Source organism: Pseudomonas silensiensis, assembly GCF_050434865.1.
GTDB lineage: Bacteria > Pseudomonadota > Gammaproteobacteria > Pseudomonadales > Pseudomonadaceae > Aquipseudomonas > Aquipseudomonas fluorescens_W.
In genome coordinates this window covers 167,236-188,097 of sequence record NZ_JBNDJH010000003.1, presented here as the reverse complement: position 1 = coordinate 188,097, position 20,862 = coordinate 167,236, and the positions used below count along the sequence as shown (strand labels likewise).

General features: G+C 57.6%; 20 protein-coding genes. 18 read left to right on the top strand and 2 right to left on the bottom strand.

Annotation, left to right across the window (positions count from 1 at the left end; translation table 11 throughout):
- Nucleotides 1–539: 539 nt before the first annotated feature.
- Complete coding sequence (gene yaaA, locus QF010_RS05490; RefSeq protein WP_033061022.1) at nucleotides 540–1,319, bottom strand: peroxide stress protein YaaA; 780 nt, start codon at nucleotides 1,317–1,319, stop codon at nucleotides 540–542.
- A 323-nt stretch (nucleotides 1,320–1,642) separates the two neighbouring features.
- On the opposite strand from yaaA, the gene QF010_RS05485 reads away from it, so the two are divergent.
- The 12 genes from QF010_RS05485 (at nucleotide 1,643) to cyoE (ending at nucleotide 13,380) form a co-directional block, all read left to right on the top strand.
- Nucleotides 1,643–2,767 carry a polysaccharide deacetylase family protein gene (locus QF010_RS05485; RefSeq protein WP_033061023.1) on the top strand — a complete coding sequence of 375 codons (1,125 nt, stop codon included), beginning with the start codon at nucleotides 1,643–1,645 and terminating at the stop codon, nucleotides 2,765–2,767.
- A 336-nt stretch (nucleotides 2,768–3,103) separates the two neighbouring features.
- Entirely contained in the window at nucleotides 3,104–4,498 is a 1,395-nt protein-coding gene (locus tag QF010_RS05480; RefSeq protein WP_008153474.1) for a PhoH family protein, read from the top strand.
- Between the two features lie 265 nt (nucleotides 4,499–4,763).
- Complete coding sequence (gene moaC, locus QF010_RS05475; protein ID WP_033061025.1) at nucleotides 4,764–5,237, top strand: cyclic pyranopterin monophosphate synthase MoaC; 474 nt, start codon at nucleotides 4,764–4,766, stop codon at nucleotides 5,235–5,237.
- Nucleotides 5,234–5,476, top strand: coding sequence for a molybdopterin converting factor subunit 1 (gene moaD / locus QF010_RS05470; protein ID WP_429511051.1), 243 nt, complete (start codon nucleotides 5,234–5,236; stop codon nucleotides 5,474–5,476). Before moaC ends, moaD begins: the two co-directional genes overlap by 4 nt.
- Before the next feature lie 3 nt (nucleotides 5,477–5,479).
- On the top strand, nucleotides 5,480–5,932 hold the full coding sequence (moaE, locus tag QF010_RS05465) for a molybdopterin synthase catalytic subunit MoaE (protein ID WP_429532560.1): 453 nt from the start codon (nucleotides 5,480–5,482) through the stop codon (nucleotides 5,930–5,932).
- A gap of 215 nt (nucleotides 5,933–6,147) precedes the next feature.
- Nucleotides 6,148–6,924, top strand: coding sequence for an ABC transporter substrate-binding protein (locus QF010_RS05460; protein ID WP_033061032.1), 777 nt, complete (start codon nucleotides 6,148–6,150; stop codon nucleotides 6,922–6,924).
- Between the two features lie 286 nt (nucleotides 6,925–7,210).
- Complete coding sequence (locus QF010_RS05455) at nucleotides 7,211–7,720, top strand: disulfide bond formation protein B (protein WP_033061033.1); 510 nt, start codon at nucleotides 7,211–7,213, stop codon at nucleotides 7,718–7,720.
- 816 nt (nucleotides 7,721–8,536) lie between these two features.
- Nucleotides 8,537–9,481 carry a ubiquinol oxidase subunit II gene (cyoA, locus tag QF010_RS05450; RefSeq protein WP_008147621.1) on the top strand — a complete coding sequence of 315 codons (945 nt, stop codon included), beginning with the start codon at nucleotides 8,537–8,539 and terminating at the stop codon, nucleotides 9,479–9,481.
- A 3-nt stretch (nucleotides 9,482–9,484) separates the two neighbouring features.
- Complete coding sequence (gene cyoB, locus QF010_RS05445) at nucleotides 9,485–11,515, top strand: cytochrome o ubiquinol oxidase subunit I (protein ID WP_033061035.1); 2,031 nt, start codon at nucleotides 9,485–9,487, stop codon at nucleotides 11,513–11,515.
- Nucleotides 11,516–11,518: 3 nt separating this feature from the next.
- Entirely contained in the window at nucleotides 11,519–12,145 is a 627-nt protein-coding gene (locus tag QF010_RS05440; protein WP_008147627.1) for a cytochrome o ubiquinol oxidase subunit III, read from the top strand.
- Nucleotides 12,146–12,481 carry a cytochrome o ubiquinol oxidase subunit IV gene (gene cyoD / locus QF010_RS05435; RefSeq protein WP_008147629.1) on the top strand — a complete coding sequence of 112 codons (336 nt, stop codon included), beginning with the start codon at nucleotides 12,146–12,148 and terminating at the stop codon, nucleotides 12,479–12,481.
- Between the two features lie 11 nt (nucleotides 12,482–12,492).
- Nucleotides 12,493–13,380, top strand: coding sequence for a heme o synthase (gene cyoE, locus QF010_RS05430; protein WP_008147631.1), 888 nt, complete (start codon nucleotides 12,493–12,495; stop codon nucleotides 13,378–13,380).
- A gap of 127 nt (nucleotides 13,381–13,507) precedes the next feature.
- On the opposite strand, the gene QF010_RS05425 is transcribed toward cyoE, so the two are convergent.
- Nucleotides 13,508–14,926, bottom strand: coding sequence for an aminotransferase-like domain-containing protein (locus QF010_RS05425; protein ID WP_429532559.1), 1,419 nt, complete (start codon nucleotides 14,924–14,926; stop codon nucleotides 13,508–13,510).
- 149 nt (nucleotides 14,927–15,075) lie between these two features.
- Here QF010_RS05425 and QF010_RS05420 point away from each other — a divergent pair, with 149 nt between their 5' ends.
- The 6 genes from QF010_RS05420 (at nucleotide 15,076) to QF010_RS05395 (ending at nucleotide 20,853) form a co-directional block, all read left to right on the top strand.
- On the top strand, nucleotides 15,076–16,176 hold the full coding sequence (locus QF010_RS05420; protein WP_033061060.1) for an MFS transporter: 1,101 nt from the start codon (nucleotides 15,076–15,078) through the stop codon (nucleotides 16,174–16,176).
- 42 nt (nucleotides 16,177–16,218) lie between these two features.
- Nucleotides 16,219–17,502 (top strand): biotin carboxylase, encoded by a 1,284-nt coding sequence (locus QF010_RS05415; RefSeq protein ID WP_429532558.1) that lies wholly within the window; start codon nucleotides 16,219–16,221, stop codon nucleotides 17,500–17,502.
- A 50-nt stretch (nucleotides 17,503–17,552) separates the two neighbouring features.
- Nucleotides 17,553–18,047: a RidA family protein gene (locus tag QF010_RS05410; protein ID WP_033061063.1), complete on the top strand. Its 495-nt coding sequence runs from the start codon at nucleotides 17,553–17,555 to the stop codon at nucleotides 18,045–18,047.
- An 83-nt stretch (nucleotides 18,048–18,130) separates the two neighbouring features.
- Nucleotides 18,131–18,598 carry a cupin domain-containing protein gene (locus tag QF010_RS05405; RefSeq protein ID WP_429532557.1) on the top strand — a complete coding sequence of 156 codons (468 nt, stop codon included), beginning with the start codon at nucleotides 18,131–18,133 and terminating at the stop codon, nucleotides 18,596–18,598.
- A 226-nt stretch (nucleotides 18,599–18,824) separates the two neighbouring features.
- The gene (gene yfcF, locus QF010_RS05400; RefSeq protein ID WP_429532556.1) at nucleotides 18,825–19,469 is read left to right on the top strand and encodes a glutathione transferase; all 645 of its coding nucleotides are present in this window, start codon (nucleotides 18,825–18,827) and stop codon (nucleotides 19,467–19,469) included.
- Between the two features lie 31 nt (nucleotides 19,470–19,500).
- The gene (locus QF010_RS05395) at nucleotides 19,501–20,853 is read left to right on the top strand and encodes a KamA family radical SAM protein (RefSeq protein WP_429511039.1); all 1,353 of its coding nucleotides are present in this window, start codon (nucleotides 19,501–19,503) and stop codon (nucleotides 20,851–20,853) included.
- The last annotated feature ends 9 nt before the right edge of the window (nucleotides 20,854–20,862 follow it).

Genomic DNA, 20,862 nt, shown 5'->3' with positions numbered 1-20,862 from the left:
AGCGGTTGGGTGCTCAGGTGAGCACGTTTATAGGGGCGCTGCCTTGGCCTTGTAGGGGATACTTATGATGCTTATCTCCTATCCTTCATGTGTTGCCCAAATCAGGGATCAGTAAGCAGAAGTTAATGTGACAACTTTGCTATGTGAGTCTCTTCTCTGCGTAAGTTATCTCGTACAAGCTCAGGGAGAATGGTTACCGATGGTATGAACGACGCATCTGGACATAGTTCCAGTCCGCCCATCGCGAATTCTGAAATTTCTTGAAATATTGAAAAAGATGGCACTGCCTTCATATTGATAGCAACACCTGTTTCGCCCTTGATACATAAGGTTATTGTCGGGTTAGATGGTCATGTGCCACTACCGATAAAAAAATTAAGTGCCACTACTGAAAAAAATCAGCGATGTCGAGTGAAACTAAAGTTAGAAAATAGAGTGATTGATTATTGGCGTCAGCAAAGTGACGAATGGGGCGGGGAATTGTTGGACGATTGGACATGGCGCACGCCCCGTTAATGAGGTGTGCGCCAAGTGGATGTTTACTCGGGCGCGTGATCGCGCAGGAACACCAGATTGTCCGGTTTAGACTGTTCGGCGCTGTAGCGATAACCTTGTACATCGAACTGCTTGAGGGCTTGCGGGTCGTTGATGCGCTCTTCAATGACGAAGCGACTCATCATGCCGCGGGCCTTTTTCGCGTAGAAGCTGATGATCTTGTACTGGCCGTTCTTCAGATCCTTGAATTCCGTATTGATGATGCGCGCGTTCAAGGCGTTGCGTTTGACTGCCGAGAAGTACTCGTTGGAGGCCAGGTTCAGCAGCACATCATCGCCTTGATCGGCCAGGGCTTCGTTCAGCCATTCGCTGATCCGTGTGCCCCAGAAGGCATACAGGTCCTTGCCCCGGGCATTCGCCAGTTTGGTGCCCATCTCCAGTCGATACGGCTGCATCAGGTCCAGTGGGCGCAGCAGGCCGTACAGGCCGGATAACATGCGCAAGTGCTGCTGGGCGTAATCGAAATCGGCCTCGCTGAAGGTTTGAGCATTCAACCCGGTGTAGACGTCGCCCTTGAATGCCAGCAGTGCCTGTTTGGCGTTTTCCGGAGTGAACGCAGGCGTCCAGCTGCCGAAACGCGCGGCGTTGAGCCCGCCGATCTTGTCGGAGACGTGCATCAACTCGCTGATCTGCGCAGGGGCCAGCTCGCGCAATTGCAGGATCAGCTCCTGGGAATGGTCGAGGTATTGCGGCTGGGTGAAGCGTTGGGTCGCCGGCGGTGTTTCGTAATCGAGGGTCTTGGCGGGGGAAATCACCATCAGCATGAAGTCGTCTCCTTTAATCGTGGGGGCGATTCTAGGGGGTTGTCCGTGTTGACTCCAGCTATCAAGTCCATAGGTGATCGGCGGCGGAACGTGGTTTTTGCTAGGGGCGGCTTTTGTGGCGAGGGAGCTTGCTCCCGCTCGAGCGCGAAGCGGTCGCAAAAATGGTGCACTGGTTTTAGCTGAAGGAATGAGGTTGCAGGTTGGGGGCTGCTTCGCAGCCCAGCGGGAGCAAGCTCCCTCGCCACAGGGATTTAGGTGCTTCTGCGGGAGTTGGGGCTGGATCAGCTATAGTGCCGCGCGGGTTTTGTTATGGAGACATCCCATTGCGTATCGTTTTTCTATTCTCGGCCTGGCTGTTGAGCTTCGGTGCCATGGCGGCGCCGGGCGATGTGGCGACGCTTGATCGCAGCACCTGGCCTGAACAACTCAACAGCCCGACCCTGTTTGATGTGGCGTCTCGGGCCGAGATCCTCATGTTTTCTCGCGTCTTGTTGGCCAGCGAATCCCTGGATGAAGTGAGTCTGGCCCAGCGCCTGGGGTTGCGCACGGTCAATCTGGAATCGATCAACAACCTGCGCCAGCGCATGTGGCAGCGGCTGCTGACCAACTACAACTACGCCCAGCAGAGCTGCGATCAGGATGCCTCCTTCTGTTTCCTGGTCGAGGACATGGACACCCTGCGTCAGCAAGCCGCCAAGTTTCAGATCAGCGATGAGAGCTACTACATAAAGTGGGCCGAGCCGAGCCGACTGTTCCACGCCCAGTACCTGGACGAGCAATTGCGCAAGGCTGCGCTGTTTCCGCAAACCAGTAGCGAAGTCGATCGTTTTGGCGACTATGAGCGCAACGGCGATCAGATGCATGACCGGCTGTTTTTGCTGACCTTCGACAGTGCCGCCAATGCCACGCCGGATAACACCGCCTGGGCCACGGAATACCTGCGCAAGTCGAACATGACCGGCACGTTCTTCGTCCTCGGCAAGGACATCCAGGCCCGTCTGGCCGATCGTTCGGTAGCCAGCCTGCAAGCGACGTACTCCAAACAATGCATTGGCGCGCAAGGCTGGGAATTTCGCTCCCACAGTCACTGGCAGGACTGGCAGGACTCGGTGCGACGCAGCGTCGAACTGGTCAAAAGCAAACTGCCCGAGAACTACGTGCCATTGTTTCGGCCGCCCGATGGCCAGCGTCGGTCTGACGCTGAAGGATTCTTCGAATCCCAGGGTTTGCAGGTGGCGCTGTGGGATATCGATGCCCAGGATGGTGCCGGCAAGCTGAAAGCCAATCAGAGCGCGCAACGGGTGTTGAGCCTGATGTTGTTGTGGCGCCACGGGGTGATCAACTTCAACGTGAAGCAGGATGCGCTGAAAACGGCGATGCCCTGGCTCATCACGCAAACGGCGCAAAGCGGAATCGGCTGGGAAGACTGTCAGGACGCGTTTCGCTGAAAACGGTGAAAGGCCGTAAACATTGGGCGAAGGGTGATTTTGGGCGAGAATTCGATGCAGGCGGACTTCCGACTTTAACGGGGTGATGGCAATCCGCCTAGTGCTATTGGTCACTCTGAAAAATAAACTTCAAAAAAACGTCAAAGTACTTTTTTCTGTCACAGGTTTTGGAGTATTACGAAGACAGACCGCCGAAACCTGCAGACAGGTGGCGTCTTCCAAGACCCCCATTTGTGTGCAGTTCACTTGAGTCCTCGCAGGTGAATTCGGTGGCCACTTCGAGGCGCAGCACTGTCACGGTATTGCGTCGACTGGCTCCCACAAAGGTGACCGAGTATGGATGATCACGGACGTAGTTCTTCCTCCAACCAGCCAATCCTTTATGTACTCGATACCAACGTATTGATTCACGATCCAAACGCCCTGCTTAACTTCGAAGAACACCACGTCGCCATCCCGATGACCGTGCTTGAGGAGCTCGACAAGCTCAAGAGCGGGCATCACAGCGTGGCTGCGGAATGCCGTCAGGCGATTCGCCTGATCGACAAGACCCTGGGCGATGCCAGTCCTGAAGACGTCGAGCTCGGCGTTCCGATCCAGCGTGGTAAAAGCGGTCCCAAGGGCTTGCTGTCAATTCTGATGAGCAAGCGTGCGGAACCGAACCTCATTCTGCCCGAGCACCTGAACGACAACATCATCATCAACCAGTTGATCGACCTGCACGCGCGTGAACCAAAGCTGCCCGTGGTGCTGGTCACCAAAGACATCAACATGCGCCTCAAGGCCCGGGCTTGCGGGATCGCGGCCGAGGATTACAGCACCGACCAACTGGTCGACGACGTGTCGCTGCTGCCCAACGGTTATCACAACATGACCGGCTCCTTCTGGGACCGTGTGAGGAATGTCGACACCCGTCAGGACCATGGCCGCACCTGGCACCAGGTGCAGTTGATCGACAACCTGCCGGCGGTACACGTCAACGAGTTCATCATCGATGAACAGGGCTTTGTCGGCTGGATCAAGGAGATCGAGGAAGACAAGCTGCTGATTCTCGACCTGCATCAGGAACCCCTGTTGCACCAGGAAGCCTGGGGCCTGAAACCGCGTGACATCTATCAAAGCCTGGCGCTGTACGCCTTGCTCGACCCGGATATCCACCTGGTCAACCTGACCGGGGCAGCAGGTTCGGGTAAAACCATCCTCGCACTGGCGGCTGCGATCGAGCAGACCATGGTCAGCAAGCGCTATCGCCGGATCATCGCGACCCGTAGCGTGCAGGGCCTGGATCAGGAGATCGGTTTCCTGCCCGGCACCGAAGCAGAAAAAATGGAGCCTTGGCTGGGCGCCATCACCGACAACCTCGAAGCCTTGCACATGGATGACGAAAACACCCATGGCAGCGTCGATTACATCCTCAGCAAAGTGCCGTTGCAGTTCAAATCCCTCAACTACATTCGAGGCCGCAGCTTCCAGCAGAGTCTGATCCTGATCGATGAATGCCAGAACCTCACGCCGCACCAGATGAAAACCATCATCACCCGTGCCGGCGCCGGTTCCAAAGTAGTGTGCCTGGGCAACCTGGCGCAGATCGACACCCCTTACCTGTCCGCGACCAGTTCCGGGCTGACGTACCTGACAGAACGCTTCAAGGATTTCCCCAACGGTGTGCACATCACCCTGCAAGGGGTGCCACGTTCGATTCTGGCCGAATACGCCGAATCGCATTTGTAACCTTCACCAAAACCGGGCGACCTCACAGGCCGCCCGGTTTTTTTATGCCTGACACATAACCCCTGTGGGAGCGAGCTTGGTCCGGGCGGCGTTCCGACGATAGAGGTCTGACATTCAGTATTGATGTTGACTGATACACCGTCATCGTCGGAACGCCGCCCGGACCAAGCTCGCTCCCACAGGGTTTAGTGGTGATCCGATAATCAAACGTGCGGAATTTTGACCCACAGGTTTACAATCGGTGCTCCTGATCAGGAGTATCCCTGTGCTGACTCATCTCGATTCCCAAGGTCGCGCCAATATGGTCGACGTCACTGAAAAAGCCGTGACGTTCCGTGAAGCAACGGCCCAAGCGCTGGTGCGCATGCTGCCCGAAACCCTGCAGATGATCGTCAGCGGCGGTCACCCCAAGGGTGATGTGTTCGCCGTGGCGCGTATCGCCGGCATTCAGGCCGCGAAGAAAACCAGCGATCTGATCCCTCTGTGCCACCCGCTGCTGCTCACCGGCGTCAAGGTCGAGCTCAGTGCCGAAGGCGACGACACCGTGCGCATCGTGGCGCGCTGCAAGTTGTCCGGACAAACCGGCGTGGAGATGGAAGCCCTGACCGCCGCCAGCGTCGCGGCGCTGACCATCTACGACATGTGCAAAGCCGTGGATCGCGGCATGACTATTGAAAGCGTGCGGCTGCTGGAGAAACTCGGCGGCAAGAGCGGCCATTTTCAGGCGGATCAACCATGAACGTCACCGTGAAGTTTTTTGCCCGTTACCGTGAAGCGCTCGGCGTGGATTCGGTGAAGGTTGAAGGCAGCTTTGCCACCGTCGACGATGTGCGAGCGCTGCTGGCCCAGCGAGAGGGTGCCGAAGTGTTGAGCGAGCAGAACCTGATGTGTGCTCGCAACGAAGACCTGTGCCAGCTCGATGAGCCGGTGAGCGATGGCGATGAAGTGGCCTTTTTCCCGACCGTGACCGGAGGCTGAGCCATGGCGATTCGCGTGCAATCCACGGCGTTTGATCCGGGTGCTGAAGTCAACGCCATGCATGCCGCCAATGTGGGCGTGGGGGCGGTGGTGAGTTTTGTCGGCTATGTTCGCGACTTCAATGACGGACTCGACGTCGCCGGGATGTTCCTTGAGCACTACCCGGGCATGACCGAAAAAGCCCTCGCCAAGATCGCCACAGAGGCCGAGCAACGCTGGCCGCTGCTCAAACTTGAAGTGCTGCATCGCATCGGCGCCCTGGAACCGGGGGAGCCGATCGTCTTCGTCGGCGCTGCCAGCGCCCACCGCCAAGCGGCGTTCGATGCCTGCGCCTTTGTCATGGACTACCTGAAAACCCGCGCACCGTTCTGGAAGAAAGAAAGCACCCCTGACGGGGCGCGTTGGGTTGAAGGGCGCGACAGTGATCATGCGGCGGCGGATCGCTGGAAGCAGTAAGTAGCCGATAAAGATCGTTCCCATGCTCCTGCGTGGGAGCGATCAATTCCCCCTGAATTCCCCTCCCGACCATCGGCTGGCAGAACTGCTGGCGTCCTGATTGACGATCAATACATAAAAGTCCAGTATGGATTTATAAGTACAAAAAAGCGCTTCCCCGTTTCTGCTCTTTCTTCTGTCTTGCCAAACCAACAACAACCCGCGAGAGAACGAACATGAAGAGATTCCCCCTCATCACCGGTCTGGCCCTGAGCCTGTTGGCGTGCAGCAGCCTGTTCGCCGCCGATAAAACCCTGCGTGTCGGCATCGAAGCAGCTTATCCACCGTTCGCGTCCAAAACCGATAAAGGTGAGATTGTCGGGTTCGACTACGACATCGGCAATGCCCTGTGCGCGCAGATGAAGGTCAAGTGCGTCTGGGTCGAAGGTGAGTTCGACGGTCTGATTCCTTCGCTTAAAGTGAAGAAAATCGACATGGCGCTGTCGTCCATGACCATCAACGAAGACCGCAAGAAGTCGGTGGATTTCACCCACAAGTACTACTTCACTTCATCGCGTCTGGTGATGAAGGAAGGCGCAGTCGTGGATGACCAATACGCCAGCCTCAAGGGCAAGACGGTCGGTGTGCAGCGTGCAACCACCACCGACCGTTATGCCACTGAGGTTTTTGAACCGAAGGGTATCAACGTCAAGCGTTACGGCAACAACGAAGAGATCTACATGGACCTGGCTGCCGGTCGCCTCGATGCCATTTTTGCCGACACCATCCCGCTGAATGACTTCCTGATGATGCCTCGTGGCAAGGGTTATGCCTTTGTCGGGCCGGAGCTCAAGGATCCGAAATACGTGGGCGAGGGCGCCGGGATTGCGGTGCGCAAGGGCAACACCGAGTTGGTCTCCGAGCTGAACACGGCCATCGACGGCATTCGCGCCAGTGGCGAGTACCAGAAGATTTCAGAGAAGTACTTCAAGTCTGATATCTACGGCGACTGATCAAGCACGCTTCCCCCTGTAGGAGCGAGCCTGCTCGCGATGGACGTCAACGATAACGCGGGCTGTCTGAATGAACGCGTTGTTCAGGCGTTTTTCGCGAGCAGGCTCGCTCCTACAATGAATTAGCGTTAAGCATTAGTTCGCCTGCTCCAGATGGCTTGAGATTTAATCCCTTCTTAACCGGCTTGTCGTCTATTCCCCGATACCCCGCTGTGCGCGCCGGACTCTCAAAGGTCAGGGCCAGCGTGTAGACTTCCGGGCAATCGATATTTAGAAGGGAAACGCAATGAGCGAGGAAACGATGCGGTTGGGCCGTGAACGGCGCTATCTGGTGTTGCTGGGCATCATTTGCCTGGCGCTGATCGGTGGCGCGCTGTACATGCAAATTGTTCTGGGCGAGGCGCCATGCCCGCTGTGCATCCTGCAACGTTATGCGTTGCTGCTGATCGCGCTCTTCGCGTTCATCGGCGCGGCCATGCGCACCCGTCGCAGCATCACCGTATTTGAAACCCTGGTGGTGATCTGCGCCCTGGCAGGCGTCGGAGTGGCCGGGCATCACGTCTATACCCAGTTCTATCCGGCGGTCAGTTGCGGTATCGATGTACTGCAACCGATTGTCGACGGTTTGCCACTGGCGAAGATCTTCCCGCTGGGCTTCCAGGTCGACGGCTTCTGCTCCACGCCGTACCCGCCGATCCTCGGTCTGTCGCTTGCACAGTGGGCGCTGCTAGCCTTTGTGCTGATCGTGGTGCTGGTGCCGCTGCTCACTTCGCGTAACCGCAAAGCACTGCGCTGAAGTCATCCGCCGCCATCGCTGCCACACAAAAAAACGCCCCGGCCCTCGTTGAGGGGGCCGGGGCGTTTTGCATTTCAGGACACAGGTAAAATGACCTTGATGCGCGATAAGTCTGGGTGTGGCACGTGTGCGACATGTTGTCACAGCGGGAGTGTCGCAAGGCATTTCAGGGTGCCGGATTGGTACATGACTACGCAACAAAATTGGCCTGTTTTAGCGTCTGGTAACTTCAGCCCGAATAATCCGGAACAGGCAGTTTTAACAGGCCCTGGCGAATCGGCGAAGCCCTTGTCACATGGGGGCCTTGGCAGGATCGAAGGAGGGCGCAGAGCCTTCGATACTGTCTGAACTACCTGAGGTAGACCTACAATTTTTGGTGTTTTTGTTGAGAATGAATTTCGATACCATGGCGCACTTTTGCAAATACCGTTAATGATTGTTGCTGGAATGGATAAAAATTATTTCGGGATGAGACATGGTTTATAAAACGTTACATATCTACAATCGCCCGCACTGAATTCCCGGCACTGCTCATCCCTGAGCAGGAATAGGGCGTCGAGAGGCCAATTGGCTTCATGCGACTCCCAGGTGTCGGTGCCTTCCAACTATCCGCACCAAATGGAATTGGTCTGTAACAAGGCCTTTGACCACGAATTCGAATAAGAACTCAACGCTGGCCCAGGATTTGTCGAACAGCGTCTGACGCGCGACGGGCAGCCACTTATTCAATCCAAGAAAAATGCCAACCCTTGGCAGGGTGAAGTGTTGGCGATCAAAACCCAACTGCATTGCGCAAGCTGCTTTAGAGGTCGTGAGATGAGTAAAAACAGGTACCCCAGACTACTAGGCTTATTGCCGCTGATCGGCACGTTGTTGCTGTCAGGCTGCAACATGACCTTGCTCGATCCCAAGGGCCAGGTCGGCCTGGACGAGCGAAACCTGATCATCACCGCAACGCTGCTGATGCTGTTGGTCGTGGTTCCGGTCATCGTCATGACCTTCCTGTTCGCCTGGAAATACCGCGCGTCCAACACCGACGCCGTCTACACGCCGAAATGGTCGCACTCCACCAAGATTGAAATCGCGGTGTGGGCTGTTCCAGTGCTGATCATCATTGCCCTGGGTTATGTCACCTACAAGTCGACCCACGCGCTGGATCCTTACAAGCCGCTGGAGTCCGACGTCAAGCCGATCACCATTGAAGTCGTCGCGCTGGACTGGAAATGGATGTTCATCTATCCAGAGCAAGGCATCGCCACCGTCAACAAGATCGTGTTCCCGGCGCACACGCCGATCAACTTCAAGGTAACTTCGGACTCCGTGATGAACTCGTTCTTCATCCCGGCGCTGGGCGGCCAGATCTACGCGATGGCCGGCATGCAGACCAAACTGCACCTGATCGCCAACCAGAACGCTGAAATGGACGGTATCTCCGCCAACTACAGCGGCGCTGGTTTCACCGGCATGAAATTCAAAGCTATCGCCACCTCTCAGGAAGATTTCGACGCCTGGGTCAGCGAAGTCAAAAAGGCACCTAAACAGCTTGAAAAAGCTGAATACGAAGCCCTTTCCAAGCCAAGCCAGAACAACCCAGTCGAGCTCTACTCCTCGGTCACGCCAAACCTGTTCCAGATCATCGTCGACAAGTACGAAGGTATGAATCCGGGCAAGCCGATGCACCACGAGAAGAAAGAGCACGAAATGGCCGCCATGGAAGGGATGGACATGAGTTCGCATTCAGCTGCCGGGGCAGAGGAGTAAACGATGTTTGGTAAATTAAGTTGGGAAGCGGTCCCGTTCCACGAACCGATCGTGATGATAACCATCGCCATGATCGCGCTCGGTGGTCTGGCGCTGTTCGCTGCAATCACCTATTTCAAGAAGTGGACCTACCTGTGGTCCGAGTGGCTGACCTCGGTCGACCACAAGAAAATCGGCGTGATGTACATCATCGTTGCCATGGTCATGCTGCTGCGCGGTTTTGCCGACGCCATCATGATGCGTACCCAGTTGGCCATGGCCACCGAGGGTTCGCCTGGCTACCTGCCGCCTGAACACTATGACCAGATCTTCACCGCTCACGGTGTGATCATGATCATCTTCATGGCGATGCCATTCTTCACCGGCCTGATGAACCTTGCAGTGCCGCTGCAGATCGGCGCGCGTGACGTTGCCTTCCCGTTCCTGAACTCCCTGAGCTTCTGGCTGCTGGTGTCGGGTGTGGTGCTGATCAACCTGTCCCTGGGCGTCGGCGAATTCGCCAAGACCGGTTGGGTTGCCTATCCGCCGCTGTCGGGCCTGCAATACAGCCCGGGCGTGGGGATGGATTACTACATCTGGGCGCTACAGCTATCCGGGTTAGGTACGACGCTGACGGGGGTCAACTTCCTGGCTACCGTGCTGAAAATGCGTACCCCGGGCATGAAGCTGATGGACATGCCGATCTTCACCTGGACCTGCACCTGGGCCAACGTCCTGATCGTGGCCTCGTTCCCGATCCTGACCGCTACCCTGGCACTGCTGACGCTTGACCGTTACATGGATTTCCACATTTTCACCAATGAACTTGGTGGCAATCCGATGATGTACGTCAACCTGTTCTGGGCCTGGGGTCACCCCGAGGTTTACATCCTGATTCTGCCGGCGTTCGGGATCTTCTCCGAAGTCATCTCGACCTTCACTGGCAAGCGTCTGTTCGGCCACCACTCGATGGTCTACGCATCGGGCGCGATCTCGATCCTGGGCTTCATGGTCTGGCTGCACCACTTCTTCACCATGGGTTCGGGTGCCAGCGTCAACGCCTTCTTCGGTCTGGCGACGATGCTGATTTCGATCCCGACGGGGGTGAAGCTATTCAACTGGCTGTTCACCATTTATCAAGGGCGTCTGCGTTTCACCAGCCAGGTTCTGTGGACCCTGGGCTTCATGGTGACCTTCGCCATCGGCGGCATGACCGGCGTACTGCTGGCCATCCCGGGTGCGGACTTCGTCCTGCACAACAGCCTGTTCGTGATCGCTCACTTCCACAACGTGATCATCGGCGGCGCGGTATTCGGCTACATCGCAGGCTTCGGCTTCTACTTCCCTAAAGCGTTCGGCTTCAAGCTGCACGAAGGTTGGGGCAAGGCAGCGTTCTGGTTCTGGATCTCGGGCTTCTTCGTCGCGTTCATGCCGCTCTATGCACTGGGCTTCATGGGCATGACCCGTCGCCTGAACGCCACCACCAACCCTGAGTGGGTGCCGTACCTGTACGTCGCCATGTTCGGTGCGGTGATGATCGCGGTCGGTATCGCCTGCCAGCTGATCCAGCTGTACGTCAGCGTGCGTGATCGCAACAAGCCAGAAAACATGTGCGACCACGGTGACCCGTGGAATGCCCACACGCTGGAATGGTCGACCTCGTCGCCACCACCGTTCTACAACTTTGCCGTGCTGCCAAAAGCGGACACCATCGATCCGTTCACCGAAGCCAAGGAAAACGGTACCGCGTACAAGGCTCCGGCCCGTTACGAACCGATCCACATGCCAAACAACACCGCGACCGGTGTGGTCATGGGCGCTCTGTTGACCGTGTTCGGTTTCGCGATGATCTGGCACATCTGGTGGTTGGCCATCGTTGGCCTGGTTGGCACCGTGGGCTACTTCGTGATCCACGCTGCACGTGATGATCAAGGCTACATGGTGCCGGTCGACGTGATCGAGCGCATCGAAGCCGAGCAGCACAAGCGTCTGGTAGCGGCCGGGAAAGTTCCAGCCACCGCCACCCGTGTTGAAACCTCGTTGGAACAGGCTTAAACCATGTCGAACTTAGTGACCACTGCTGGACACGCCCATGGCACGGACCATGGGCACGACGACCATCACCACGACTCGGGCGAGATGACCGTATTCGGTTTCTGGCTCTACCTGATGACCGACTGCATTCTGTTTGCATCGATCTTCGCAGCGTACGCGGTACTGGTTAACAACGTAGCAGGTGGCCCGTCGGGCCACGACATCTTCGAACTGCCGTACGTACTGGGCGAAACCGCTCTGCTGCTGTTCAGTTCGATCACCTACGGCTTCGCCATGCTGGCGTTGTTCAAGGGCAAGAAGAACCAGGTCCTGGGCTGGCTGGGCATGACCTTCCTGTTCGGTGCCGGCTTCATCGGCATGGAGATCAACGAGTTCCACATGCTGATCTCCGAGGGCTTCGGTCCTAGCCGCAGCGGCTTCCTGTCCGGGTTCTTCACCCTGGTCGGCACCCACGGTCTGCACGTGACCAGCGGTCTGATCTGGATGGCGATCATGATGTACCAGGTGCAGAAAAACGGCCTGACGGCGACCAACAAGACCCGTCTGAGCTGCCTGAGCCTGTTCTGGCACTTCCTGGACGTGGTGTGGATCTGCGTATTCACCGTTGTTTATCTGATGGGGACTATGTAAATGGCTAACGCTCATTCCCACGATAGCCACGACGCCAGCCACGGCAGCGTCAAGTCTTACGCTATCGGTTTCATTCTGTCGGTGATCCTGACGGTCATTCCTTTCGGCCTGGTGATGTACCCATCGCTGCCGAAAGCCCTGACCCTGTGGATCGTACTGGCCTTCGCAGTCATCCAGGTGCTGGTGCACCTGGTGTACTTCCTCCACCTGGACCGCTCCGCTGCCCAGCGTAACAACGTGATCGCGTTTGTCTTCGCTGCACTGGTCATCGTCCTGTTGGTAGGCCTGTCGCTGTGGATCATGTTCAGCATCCACTCCAACATGATGGCGCACTGAGGAAAGTCCGGATGTCCTTTAAGCACTTTATCCAAATCACCAAACCGGGGATCATTTTCGGTAACGTGCTTTCTGTGGCAGGCGGATTTTTCCTGGCCTCGAAAGGGCATGTCGATCTGGCCATTTTCCTGGCCGCCATGATCGGCACGTCGCTGGTGGTGGCTTCCGGTTGCGTGTTCAACAACTGCATCGACCGCGACATCGACCTGAAGATGGAACGCACCAAAAACCGGGCGCTGGTCCAGGGCTTGATCTCCCTGAAACTGGCCCTGGCGTTTGCGACCGTCCTTGGTGTTTTCGGCGTTGCACTGTTGTACAAAGTGGCCAACCCGTTGGCCGCTTTGTTCGCGGTGATCGGTTTTGTCATCTACGTCGGCTTCTACAGCCTGTACCTCAAGCGCAAGTCGGTTCACGGCACGCTGGTGGGCAGTCTGTCGGGCGCCATGCCGCCGGTGATTGGCTACGTCGCTGTGACGAACAGCTTCGACATGGCCGCACTGACGTTGCTGGTGATGTTCAGCCTGTGGCAGATGCCGCATTCCTACGCCATCGCGATCTTTCGCTTCAACGATTACCTGGCTGCATCGATTCCGGTGTTGCCGGTGAAGCGCGGTATTGAAGTGGCGAAGAAGCACATCCTGCTCTACATCCTGGCGTTCCTCGTGGCGACCTTGATGCTGACCTTCAGCGGCTACGCCGGCATGAGCTACCTCGCCGTCGCCGCGGCCATGGGCATGTACTGGTTGTACATGGCCTGGACCGGTTACAAGGCAGTGGATGACACGGTCTGGGCACGCAAGCTGTTCGTGTTCTCGATCTTCACCATTACCGCGTTGAGTGTGATGATGTCGCTGGACTTTAAAGTGCCGAGTGAGCTGTTGCTGACGTACGCGCCTTAAGATCCGGATGCTGCACAAAAAGCCCCGCCTTCGAGAGAAGAGCGGGGCTTTTTATTGGGTGTGCTCTGGTGGACCGAGTTGCCCCATTCGCGAGCAAGCCCGCTCCCACAGGGACGGTGTCGGGTAGTTATTTACTTTGTGTGTCTAGCAACCGAAAGAACCGTTCCCGCACCTGGCTGTTATCGCTGTGCGCCACGTTGAAACGCAGGAAGTGGCTGGCGCTCGGCGCTTTGCTGAGCAGGGTGCCGGGCGCCAGTACAAGGTCGATTTCCAGGCCTTTCCTGGCCAGTGTTTCGGCATCCAGCCCTTCGGGCAGACGCGTCCAGATAAACAACCCTTCCCCCGGCAGCGAAGACACCGAGCAACCTGCCTCCTCCAGCCAACTCGTCACCCGACTGCTCGACTCGTAAAGCCGATCCACCGTGCGCCGGGTATGTTTGGCATAGCTGCCATCACTGAGCATCGTGCAGATAATCTGCTCCGCCAGTTCCGAGGTCATGCCACCGGCGGCCATTTTGAGCGCAACCAGCCGCGCAGCCAGTTGCGGTGACAGTACCGCGTAGCTGACACGGCTGTTAGCCGTCAGGGTCTTGGAGAAACCGGACACGTAGCTGACATTGTCCAGCCCGCCCGCTGCCAGACGCGGCGTGCTTCGTTGCTGCAAGTCGCAATACAAGTCGTCTTCGACGATGTGAAAACCATAGCGGTGACTCAACTCCAGCAAGCGATAAACCTGCGCCGGGGTGAATGAATGCCCGGTCGGGTTGTGCAAGGTATTGTTGGTCATGTAGAGCACGGGACGATGGGCAATCAGCAGTCGCTCGAAGGCCTCAAGGTCCATGCCGTCACTCCCGCGAGGGATGGTGATGACCCTGACACCATGCAACGCCAGATTGGTGTGCATGGTGAAGTAACACGGATCGTCGAGCAGCACGGTGTCGCCGGGTTTGACCAGCAGGCGCATCAGCATGTCGATGGCCTGCACGGTGTTGGCCGTGGTGATGATCTGGGCCACCGGCACTTCGATGCCCAAGGCCGCCAGCTTGACTTGCAACGCCTCGCGCAGCGGCAGATAACCGCTGGCGACGCCGTATTCGCCCATGCGCAGGGAGGTTGCGCGCAACGTGCCGCGCACGGCTTTCAGCAACTCTTCAGCCGGCAGCCACGAGGACGGCAGGAAACCGGCCCCAGGGCGCAGCGCGCCATTGTCCAGCAGTACCGCGCGGCGGACCACGCTGAGGGTGTCTTGAGGTTGCAGGTCCGGGCCGGCATCGGTCTTGATCGAGGTGCTGGAACGGTGCACGTAATGCCCCGAGCCCTGGCGTGAAACCACCAAACCCTTGGCCCGTAAGCGGTCCAGCGCATCCACCACCGTGGATTTGCCCACGTTCATCAACTCGGAGAGTTCGCGAATCGGCGGCAGCCGGGAGCCGTGAGGCAGGCCTCCGTGGCTGATGGCCTCCGATAACTGATCGACGATCTGCTGAACCAGCGGTACACCCTGCTGGAACTCGATGGCGGCGATCACTGCACGCTGAACCTGCATTTTACTGGTCTCTCCGGCAGTAAAGTTCGTTGGATTCTATACGAACTTGCTCTGATGAAAACAAACGTCTCTCTCTACCATCACCTTACAGACTTTCTTGATTGTCAGCGCCTGTGGCCTTGGCAATCGCTTGGTTCCAGAGGTGTTGCATGAGTGTAGAAACAACGGTCGCCATCGCCAAACCGGTGATTAACATTCGCCTGTTCACAATCCGAATCATCACGGCCGTGTCGCTGTTTGCCGTGCTGGGCAAGGCCAACGTCTGGCTCGACACCGCCACCAACAGCATCCTCGCCCTCGGTTATCGGGCCTTGCTGTTGCTGTTGCCGTTGACCTTGTTGGTGTTGGGCCGGCGTTCGCTGAGTGTCACGTTGCTCTGCGCCGCCCTCGGATTGGTCCTGCTCGCGGTCACCAGCAACCAGGGCATGGTGATGTTCGCCGCCGCGTTGTTTGCCTACGGCATCGCCATTGCCGGTTACCTGATCAAGAGCGAAGCCGCTCAGACCAAAGAGGGCGCGGCCTACAACCGCGTCGCCATGAACATGGGCAGCCTGCTGGCGGGGTTGATCCTGCTCTCGCCCCTGTTGACCCCAAGCATGTTTTTCCTCGGCGCCGCCGCTTTCGTACTGCTCTGTTTGCCCATCGCCATGGGCGCAACGTTCACCACTCAACCGGTCGTTGCCCACCCGGTGACCCAGGACGGCAGCGGCTGGCGCAACAAACTGCCGTGGGTGATCGCCGGCATCATCATGGGGATCAAACTGTTCGGCGTGTTCTCGATCCTGCCGCAAGCCATCCTGCTCGAAACCGGTGAATTACCGGCCTGGTATGGCCTGATGCTGATCCTCAACAGCGCGGTGGTGGTGTTCGCTCAGGTGCCGATGATGAAACTGATCGAACGCACCGGGCGCTTCAAGGTGGTCGCGGTGATCGGGATCATCGTCGGCGGTTTTGCGGTGCTTTCGTCTCCGGCCGCTTTTCACGTCGAAACCCTCGCCGGCGCGTTGATCTGGGTGGCGCTGCTGTCCCTCGCCGAATGTGCGTTCAGCTACCTCGATTACTTCTCCGTCAAACAAAACAACATGTTCGTCAAGGAAGTCTCCCTCGGCGTTGGCGCCGGGCTGACGGTACTGATCATGCGGGTCGTGCCGCCGCCGTACAACGCACTGGTGCTGGCCGCCATTGGCGCGGGCGGGATCCTGGCCTGGTACTACCTCAACCGTAAATCCAATGCGTCGTTGCACGACTGACTCAGCGCGGTTGCGCTATTCACTTCACAGGTCGGAGGCTTCATGAATACGACATCATGCGTAGTCGTGGTCGGGTACAACGGCAATCGGGTTCACGACATCCAGAAACTGCGCGAGCTCTGCAAAACGCTCTATAACGCCCGGCTCATCCTGCTGGTCGACAAGATTCAGCCCGATGACGAGCAGGTGGCCGATCACGTCTGCAGCACTTCACTGGCGCCTGAAGCGGTAGCGGCCTCCCTCGAACTGGTGGTGGGGTGTTTGAACGCCGATCGCTGGAAACTGATCGGAGTTCTGCCTTTTTCCGACCGTGGCGTGTTGCTCGGCGCCGCGCTGGCTTCCCATTTCGGCCTGCCCGGCATCACCCCGGGCGAGGCACGGGCGGGGCTGGACAAGCAGATCTTTCGCAAGCTGGAAGCGGCTGCCAGCACTGCACCGGAGCATTACCGGCCGGTGTTTTCCGCACGCATCGAGAGCCTGCCGGAACTGCGCCAGCGGGTCATCGAACTGGGCGGCAAGGCATTTATCAAACCGGCGTGTGAAGGGGCGAGCAGAGGGTGTCGGGTCATCCATCATCCGTCCGAATGCGACGAGGCCTGGCACGCACTCAAGCCGTATCGCGAAGGCGGCATCGTGCTCGAAGAACTGATCCAGAACGCCCGGGAATACAGCTGGGATTACGTGGCAGGCAGCACTTGGGTTACCGAAAAAACCACCACTGAAGGCGCCTATCGCGCGGAAATCCAGCAAGTGGTGCCTGCGCCGTTGACGGCCGACGTGCAGGCTCGATTGGCGGCTGCGGGACATCACATGTCCGGGCTGGTCTCGCTGGATAACGGCGCCTACCACAACGAAGTTTTCCTGCGCACCGATGGCCTGACCTCGGCAGTGGAAACCAACATGCGCCCCGGCGGCATGCACATCTGGGACCTGGCCCGTCTGGCGTTCGTGGATTTCGATCCTTGGGAACGCTGGGTCAGATGGGCGGTGGAAGGCAAGACCGAACACCACGATCCCGTCGCCCGAGGTTATTGCGGCATCCGTCTGCTCAGGGCACCGGCCGGCGGTCTTTTACGCGCCACGCCAGACATCGAATCGCTGGCCCGGAAACTGAACATCGAACTGGTGGAAGCGGTGTATGCCAAGCGCGTCGGTGATTCGGTCACGGCATTGGTGAAAGACAACACCTCATTCATCGGCCACATCGTGTTGTTCAGCAAGGACTACGGACAACTCAGCGACAACCTGTTGCGGCTGGCAGAGGCGATCGAGTCACGCGTTGAAGTCACGTGCCTGGCACCGGCGACGAGGGCTTCTTGTGGTTGAGCCGGTGGGGCCTGCGTTTTTTTGCATTATTGATTCAGAGGGTTTGGTAAATGATTGAGCAAAAGAGCTGTGATGAGCGTTTCATCGACCTGGCAAAAGAGCTCGGCTATGACATCTACGGCGAGAACACCGCCGGCGGGCATTATGCCCCGCTGGTTCGGCATCACGATGAGCTGTACATCAGTGGCCTGGTGCCGCGCATGAACGGCAAAATCCAGTACCCCGGCAGAGTCGGCCTGGAATTGAGCATGGCGGATGCTCAAACGGCAGCCAGCATCAGCGCGATGCGCGGGCTGGCGCTGATCGTTGATGCCATTGGTTCGCTGGATAAAATAAAGTCGCTGATACGGGTAACGGTCTATGTGAAATCCACGGCAGACTTTGTTGATCTCAGCGAAGTGGCCAACGGCGCGTCGGATGTATTCAGTCATGTGTTGGGGGACGCCGGTAAACATACTCGAACGACCGTGGGTGTTTATCAATTACCGAAAAATGCCGCGATAGAAGTCGACATGATTGCAGCGCTGAAACCGTCAGCGTTATAAGTGTTAGTTGTTCGGCTTTACAGCACTGAATGGTTGGCCTAAGGTTCGGTCATTAAAGTCGACAACATAAGTTGGAACTCGCGATGAATAACGTTCAAGGTGCGTTTTTTTCATATAAGGATTTTCGTCAGAGTTTGCACCAGCCTCCGGTCAGTGCACAGGTGTGGAAGAGGGGTGAACTGACCGACATGCGTCAGAGCCTCGAGGCCAGCGAAGTCGATATTGTCGCGCTGGCTCACGACAACAGCATCGAAGGTTGCAAGTTGACGCCAGGGATGGCGGTGTCCATGCAATGGTTGAAACCGGGCGCGGTGTTGAACGGGCATGCTCATTCGTGGTGGCACCTTTTTATCATTCAGTCCGGGCGCGGCGCGTTGACCTTGGGCGATGCCGACGAAGTGAACGTCAGCATGGGCGATGTGCTGCTGGTGCCGGCATGGACCCGGCACGGCTTCGTCAACACCAGCGACGACGAGCCGCTGGCGATGCTCAACATGAGTAACATGCCGCAGATGGCGTCGCTTTCCAGTCTGGGCGATCGCCAGGCCTGATCACTGTCCAACCGTCATTTTCCCTTCGTTGTACACCAGGGAGTCAGCGTTCGCTGACTCCCTTTTTCTTTTCTGCGACCCTGAAAAATCCTCCGGGCGACCTGCGTTTTTGAACTTTCTGTATCGATAGAAACAGATAATTTCTGTATCTGTTCAGCGCTTGAGCAACTAACTACGATCACTTCCAAGGCAACGGATTAATGTGGTTAATGCAAGGGAGCGTTCTATGGAAAGTGCAAAGCTTAAACTGTATGTTGGTGCGGATTTTGTCAGTGCCTTTGCGATGTCGGCGTTTGTTGCATTGAAGGAAAAGCAACTTCCGTTTGAACTGGTCACGCTGGATTTGAAGTCGCGAGAAAACTACCAGGCGACTTACCGTAATCTTTCGCTGACCTGCAGGATTCCCACGCTGGTTCACCAGGATTTCGCATTGTCGGAATCTTCGGCCATTACCGAATACCTGGAAGAAATAGCGCCGGGGCATAACAAACTATTACCGCAGGACATCAAACAGCGCGCCCGCGCCCGTCAACTCCAGGCCTGGTTGCGCAGTGATTTGTTGGTCATTCGCAAAGAACGCCCGGCAGACCTTATTTATTTCGGCAAAAAAGATACCCCGCTGTCCGACGATGCCCTGGCCGCCGTCGACCGCTTGTTCTTTGTCGCCGATCGATTGCTGGAGGGAGGCGCCGAGCATCTGTTCGGTGACTGGAGCATTGCCGACACCGACCTGGCAATCATGCTCAACCGACTGGTCGCCAATGGTGATCAGGTTCCTTCCCGACTCGCCGCGTATGTCCGCCGCCAGTGGGATCGCGACAGTGTTCGGGCATGGATGGACATAGAGCGCGCCGCGCCGGCCATCCAGTAAGAACTGCCAGCTAATCACCAGGAGCGCTGCCATGCAGGGAATGTCGGAGCAGGAACGCTACAAGCCCTATAACTCACGCACCATTCGAGACACACCGTACTGGCAGAAACTGACGCCAGCGTTGCAGGAAGCCATGACCGTCGTGGCCCGGGTCATGCCGTTTCGCACCAATGAATATGTACTGGGCACGTTGATCGACTGGAACAACATCCCGGACGATCCGATTTTCCGCATGACCTTTCCCCACAAGGACATGCTGCTGCCGGACGAGTACGCGTCGCTCAAGCAACTGATCGAACGGGATGACGCCGTCGCCATCAAGCGGCGGATCGAGGCGATCTGGTTGCGCATGAACCCGCATCCGGCCGGGCAACTGACCCACAACGGCGCGACCCTAGACGGAAAAGTCCTACCGGGTATTCAGCACAAGTACCGCGAAACCGTGCTGTTTTTCCCCGGCGCCGGTCAGACCTGCCACGCCTACTGCACGTTCTGTTTCCGCTGGGCGCAGTTCATCGGCGAAGAAGAACTCAAATTCAATGCGCGCGAATCCCAGGAGCTGGTGAGTTACCTGCGGGTGCACACCGAAGTCACCGATGTGCTGATCACCGGAGGCGATCCGATGATCATGAACACCCGTTCGCTGGCCGGGTACATCGAGCCGTTACTGGATTTGCCCCACCTGAAAAACATCCGCATCGGCACCAAATCCGTGGCGTATTGGCCGCAACGGTTTGTCAGCGACAAGGACGCGCCCGAGCTGCTGGAGCTGTTTAAGCGGATCGTCGCGGCGGGGAAAAATCTCTCGATCATGGGGCACTACAACCACCCGGTGGAGATCCGTCAGGACATCGCCCGCCAGGCCATCGAACGCATTCGTTCCAGCGGCGCGACGTTGCGCATGCAGGCGCCGGTGATTCGGCACATCAACGAGAACCCTGCTGATTGGGCCGCGCTCTGGACCGAAGGCGTGCGGCTCGGCGCCGTGCCTTATTACATGTTTGTCGAGCGCGATACCGGCCCCAGCCATTACTTCGCGATGCCGCTGGCCCGGGCATTCGAGATCTTTCAGGCGGCGTATCGCACGGTGTCCGGATTGGCGCGCACGGTTCGCGGTCCGTCCATGAGCACCTTCTACGGCAAGGTGTTGATCAACGGCATCGAAACCGTGGCCGGGGAAAAAGTCTTCGTGCTGCAGTTCCTCCAGGCGCGCGATCCGCAATGGGTGTTGCGCACGTTCTATGCGCGCTTCGATCCGCAAGCGACCTGGTTCGATGAGTTGCGGCCGGCGTTCGGCGAGCGCTTGTTCTTCTTTCAGCCCGAGCCTGATCTTGTGGTTGCGCCGGCGCCCGAATTAATACCGGTTCTGCTCGAAACGGCGTAGGACGATTCA

What these genes read in the sequence shown, in the direction of transcription:
- QF010_RS05405 (WP_429532557.1), top strand. Translation starts at nt 18,131, where the DNA reads ATGAATAACGTTCAAGGTGCGTTTTTTTCATATAAGGATTTTCGTCAG.
- cyoB (WP_033061035.1), top strand. Translation starts at nt 9,485, where the DNA reads ATGTTTGGTAAATTAAGTTGGGAAGCGGTCCCGTTCCACGAACCGATC.
- cyoD (WP_008147629.1), top strand. Translation starts at nt 12,146, where the DNA reads ATGGCTAACGCTCATTCCCACGATAGCCACGACGCCAGCCACGGCAGC.
- yfcF (WP_429532556.1), top strand. Translation starts at nt 18,825, where the DNA reads ATGGAAAGTGCAAAGCTTAAACTGTATGTTGGTGCGGATTTTGTCAGT.
- yaaA (WP_033061022.1), bottom strand. Translation starts at nt 1,319, where the DNA reads ATGCTGATGGTGATTTCCCCCGCCAAGACCCTCGATTACGAAACACCG.
- QF010_RS05395 (WP_429511039.1), top strand. Translation starts at nt 19,501, where the DNA reads ATGCAGGGAATGTCGGAGCAGGAACGCTACAAGCCCTATAACTCACGC.
- QF010_RS05440 (WP_008147627.1), top strand. Translation starts at nt 11,519, where the DNA reads ATGTCGAACTTAGTGACCACTGCTGGACACGCCCATGGCACGGACCAT.
- QF010_RS05480 (WP_008153474.1), top strand. Translation starts at nt 3,104, where the DNA reads ATGGATGATCACGGACGTAGTTCTTCCTCCAACCAGCCAATCCTTTAT.
- QF010_RS05415 (WP_429532558.1), top strand. Translation starts at nt 16,219, where the DNA reads ATGAATACGACATCATGCGTAGTCGTGGTCGGGTACAACGGCAATCGG.
- QF010_RS05455 (WP_033061033.1), top strand. Translation starts at nt 7,211, where the DNA reads ATGAGCGAGGAAACGATGCGGTTGGGCCGTGAACGGCGCTATCTGGTG.
- cyoA (WP_008147621.1), top strand. Translation starts at nt 8,537, where the DNA reads ATGAGTAAAAACAGGTACCCCAGACTACTAGGCTTATTGCCGCTGATC.
- QF010_RS05425 (WP_429532559.1), bottom strand. Translation starts at nt 14,926, where the DNA reads ATGCAGGTTCAGCGTGCAGTGATCGCCGCCATCGAGTTCCAGCAGGGT.
- moaE (WP_429532560.1), top strand. Translation starts at nt 5,480, where the DNA reads ATGGCGATTCGCGTGCAATCCACGGCGTTTGATCCGGGTGCTGAAGTC.
- cyoE (WP_008147631.1), top strand. Translation starts at nt 12,493, where the DNA reads ATGTCCTTTAAGCACTTTATCCAAATCACCAAACCGGGGATCATTTTC.
- QF010_RS05420 (WP_033061060.1), top strand. Translation starts at nt 15,076, where the DNA reads ATGAGTGTAGAAACAACGGTCGCCATCGCCAAACCGGTGATTAACATT.
- QF010_RS05460 (WP_033061032.1), top strand. Translation starts at nt 6,148, where the DNA reads ATGAAGAGATTCCCCCTCATCACCGGTCTGGCCCTGAGCCTGTTGGCG.
- QF010_RS05410 (WP_033061063.1), top strand. Translation starts at nt 17,553, where the DNA reads ATGATTGAGCAAAAGAGCTGTGATGAGCGTTTCATCGACCTGGCAAAA.
- moaD (WP_429511051.1), top strand. Translation starts at nt 5,234, where the DNA reads ATGAACGTCACCGTGAAGTTTTTTGCCCGTTACCGTGAAGCGCTCGGC.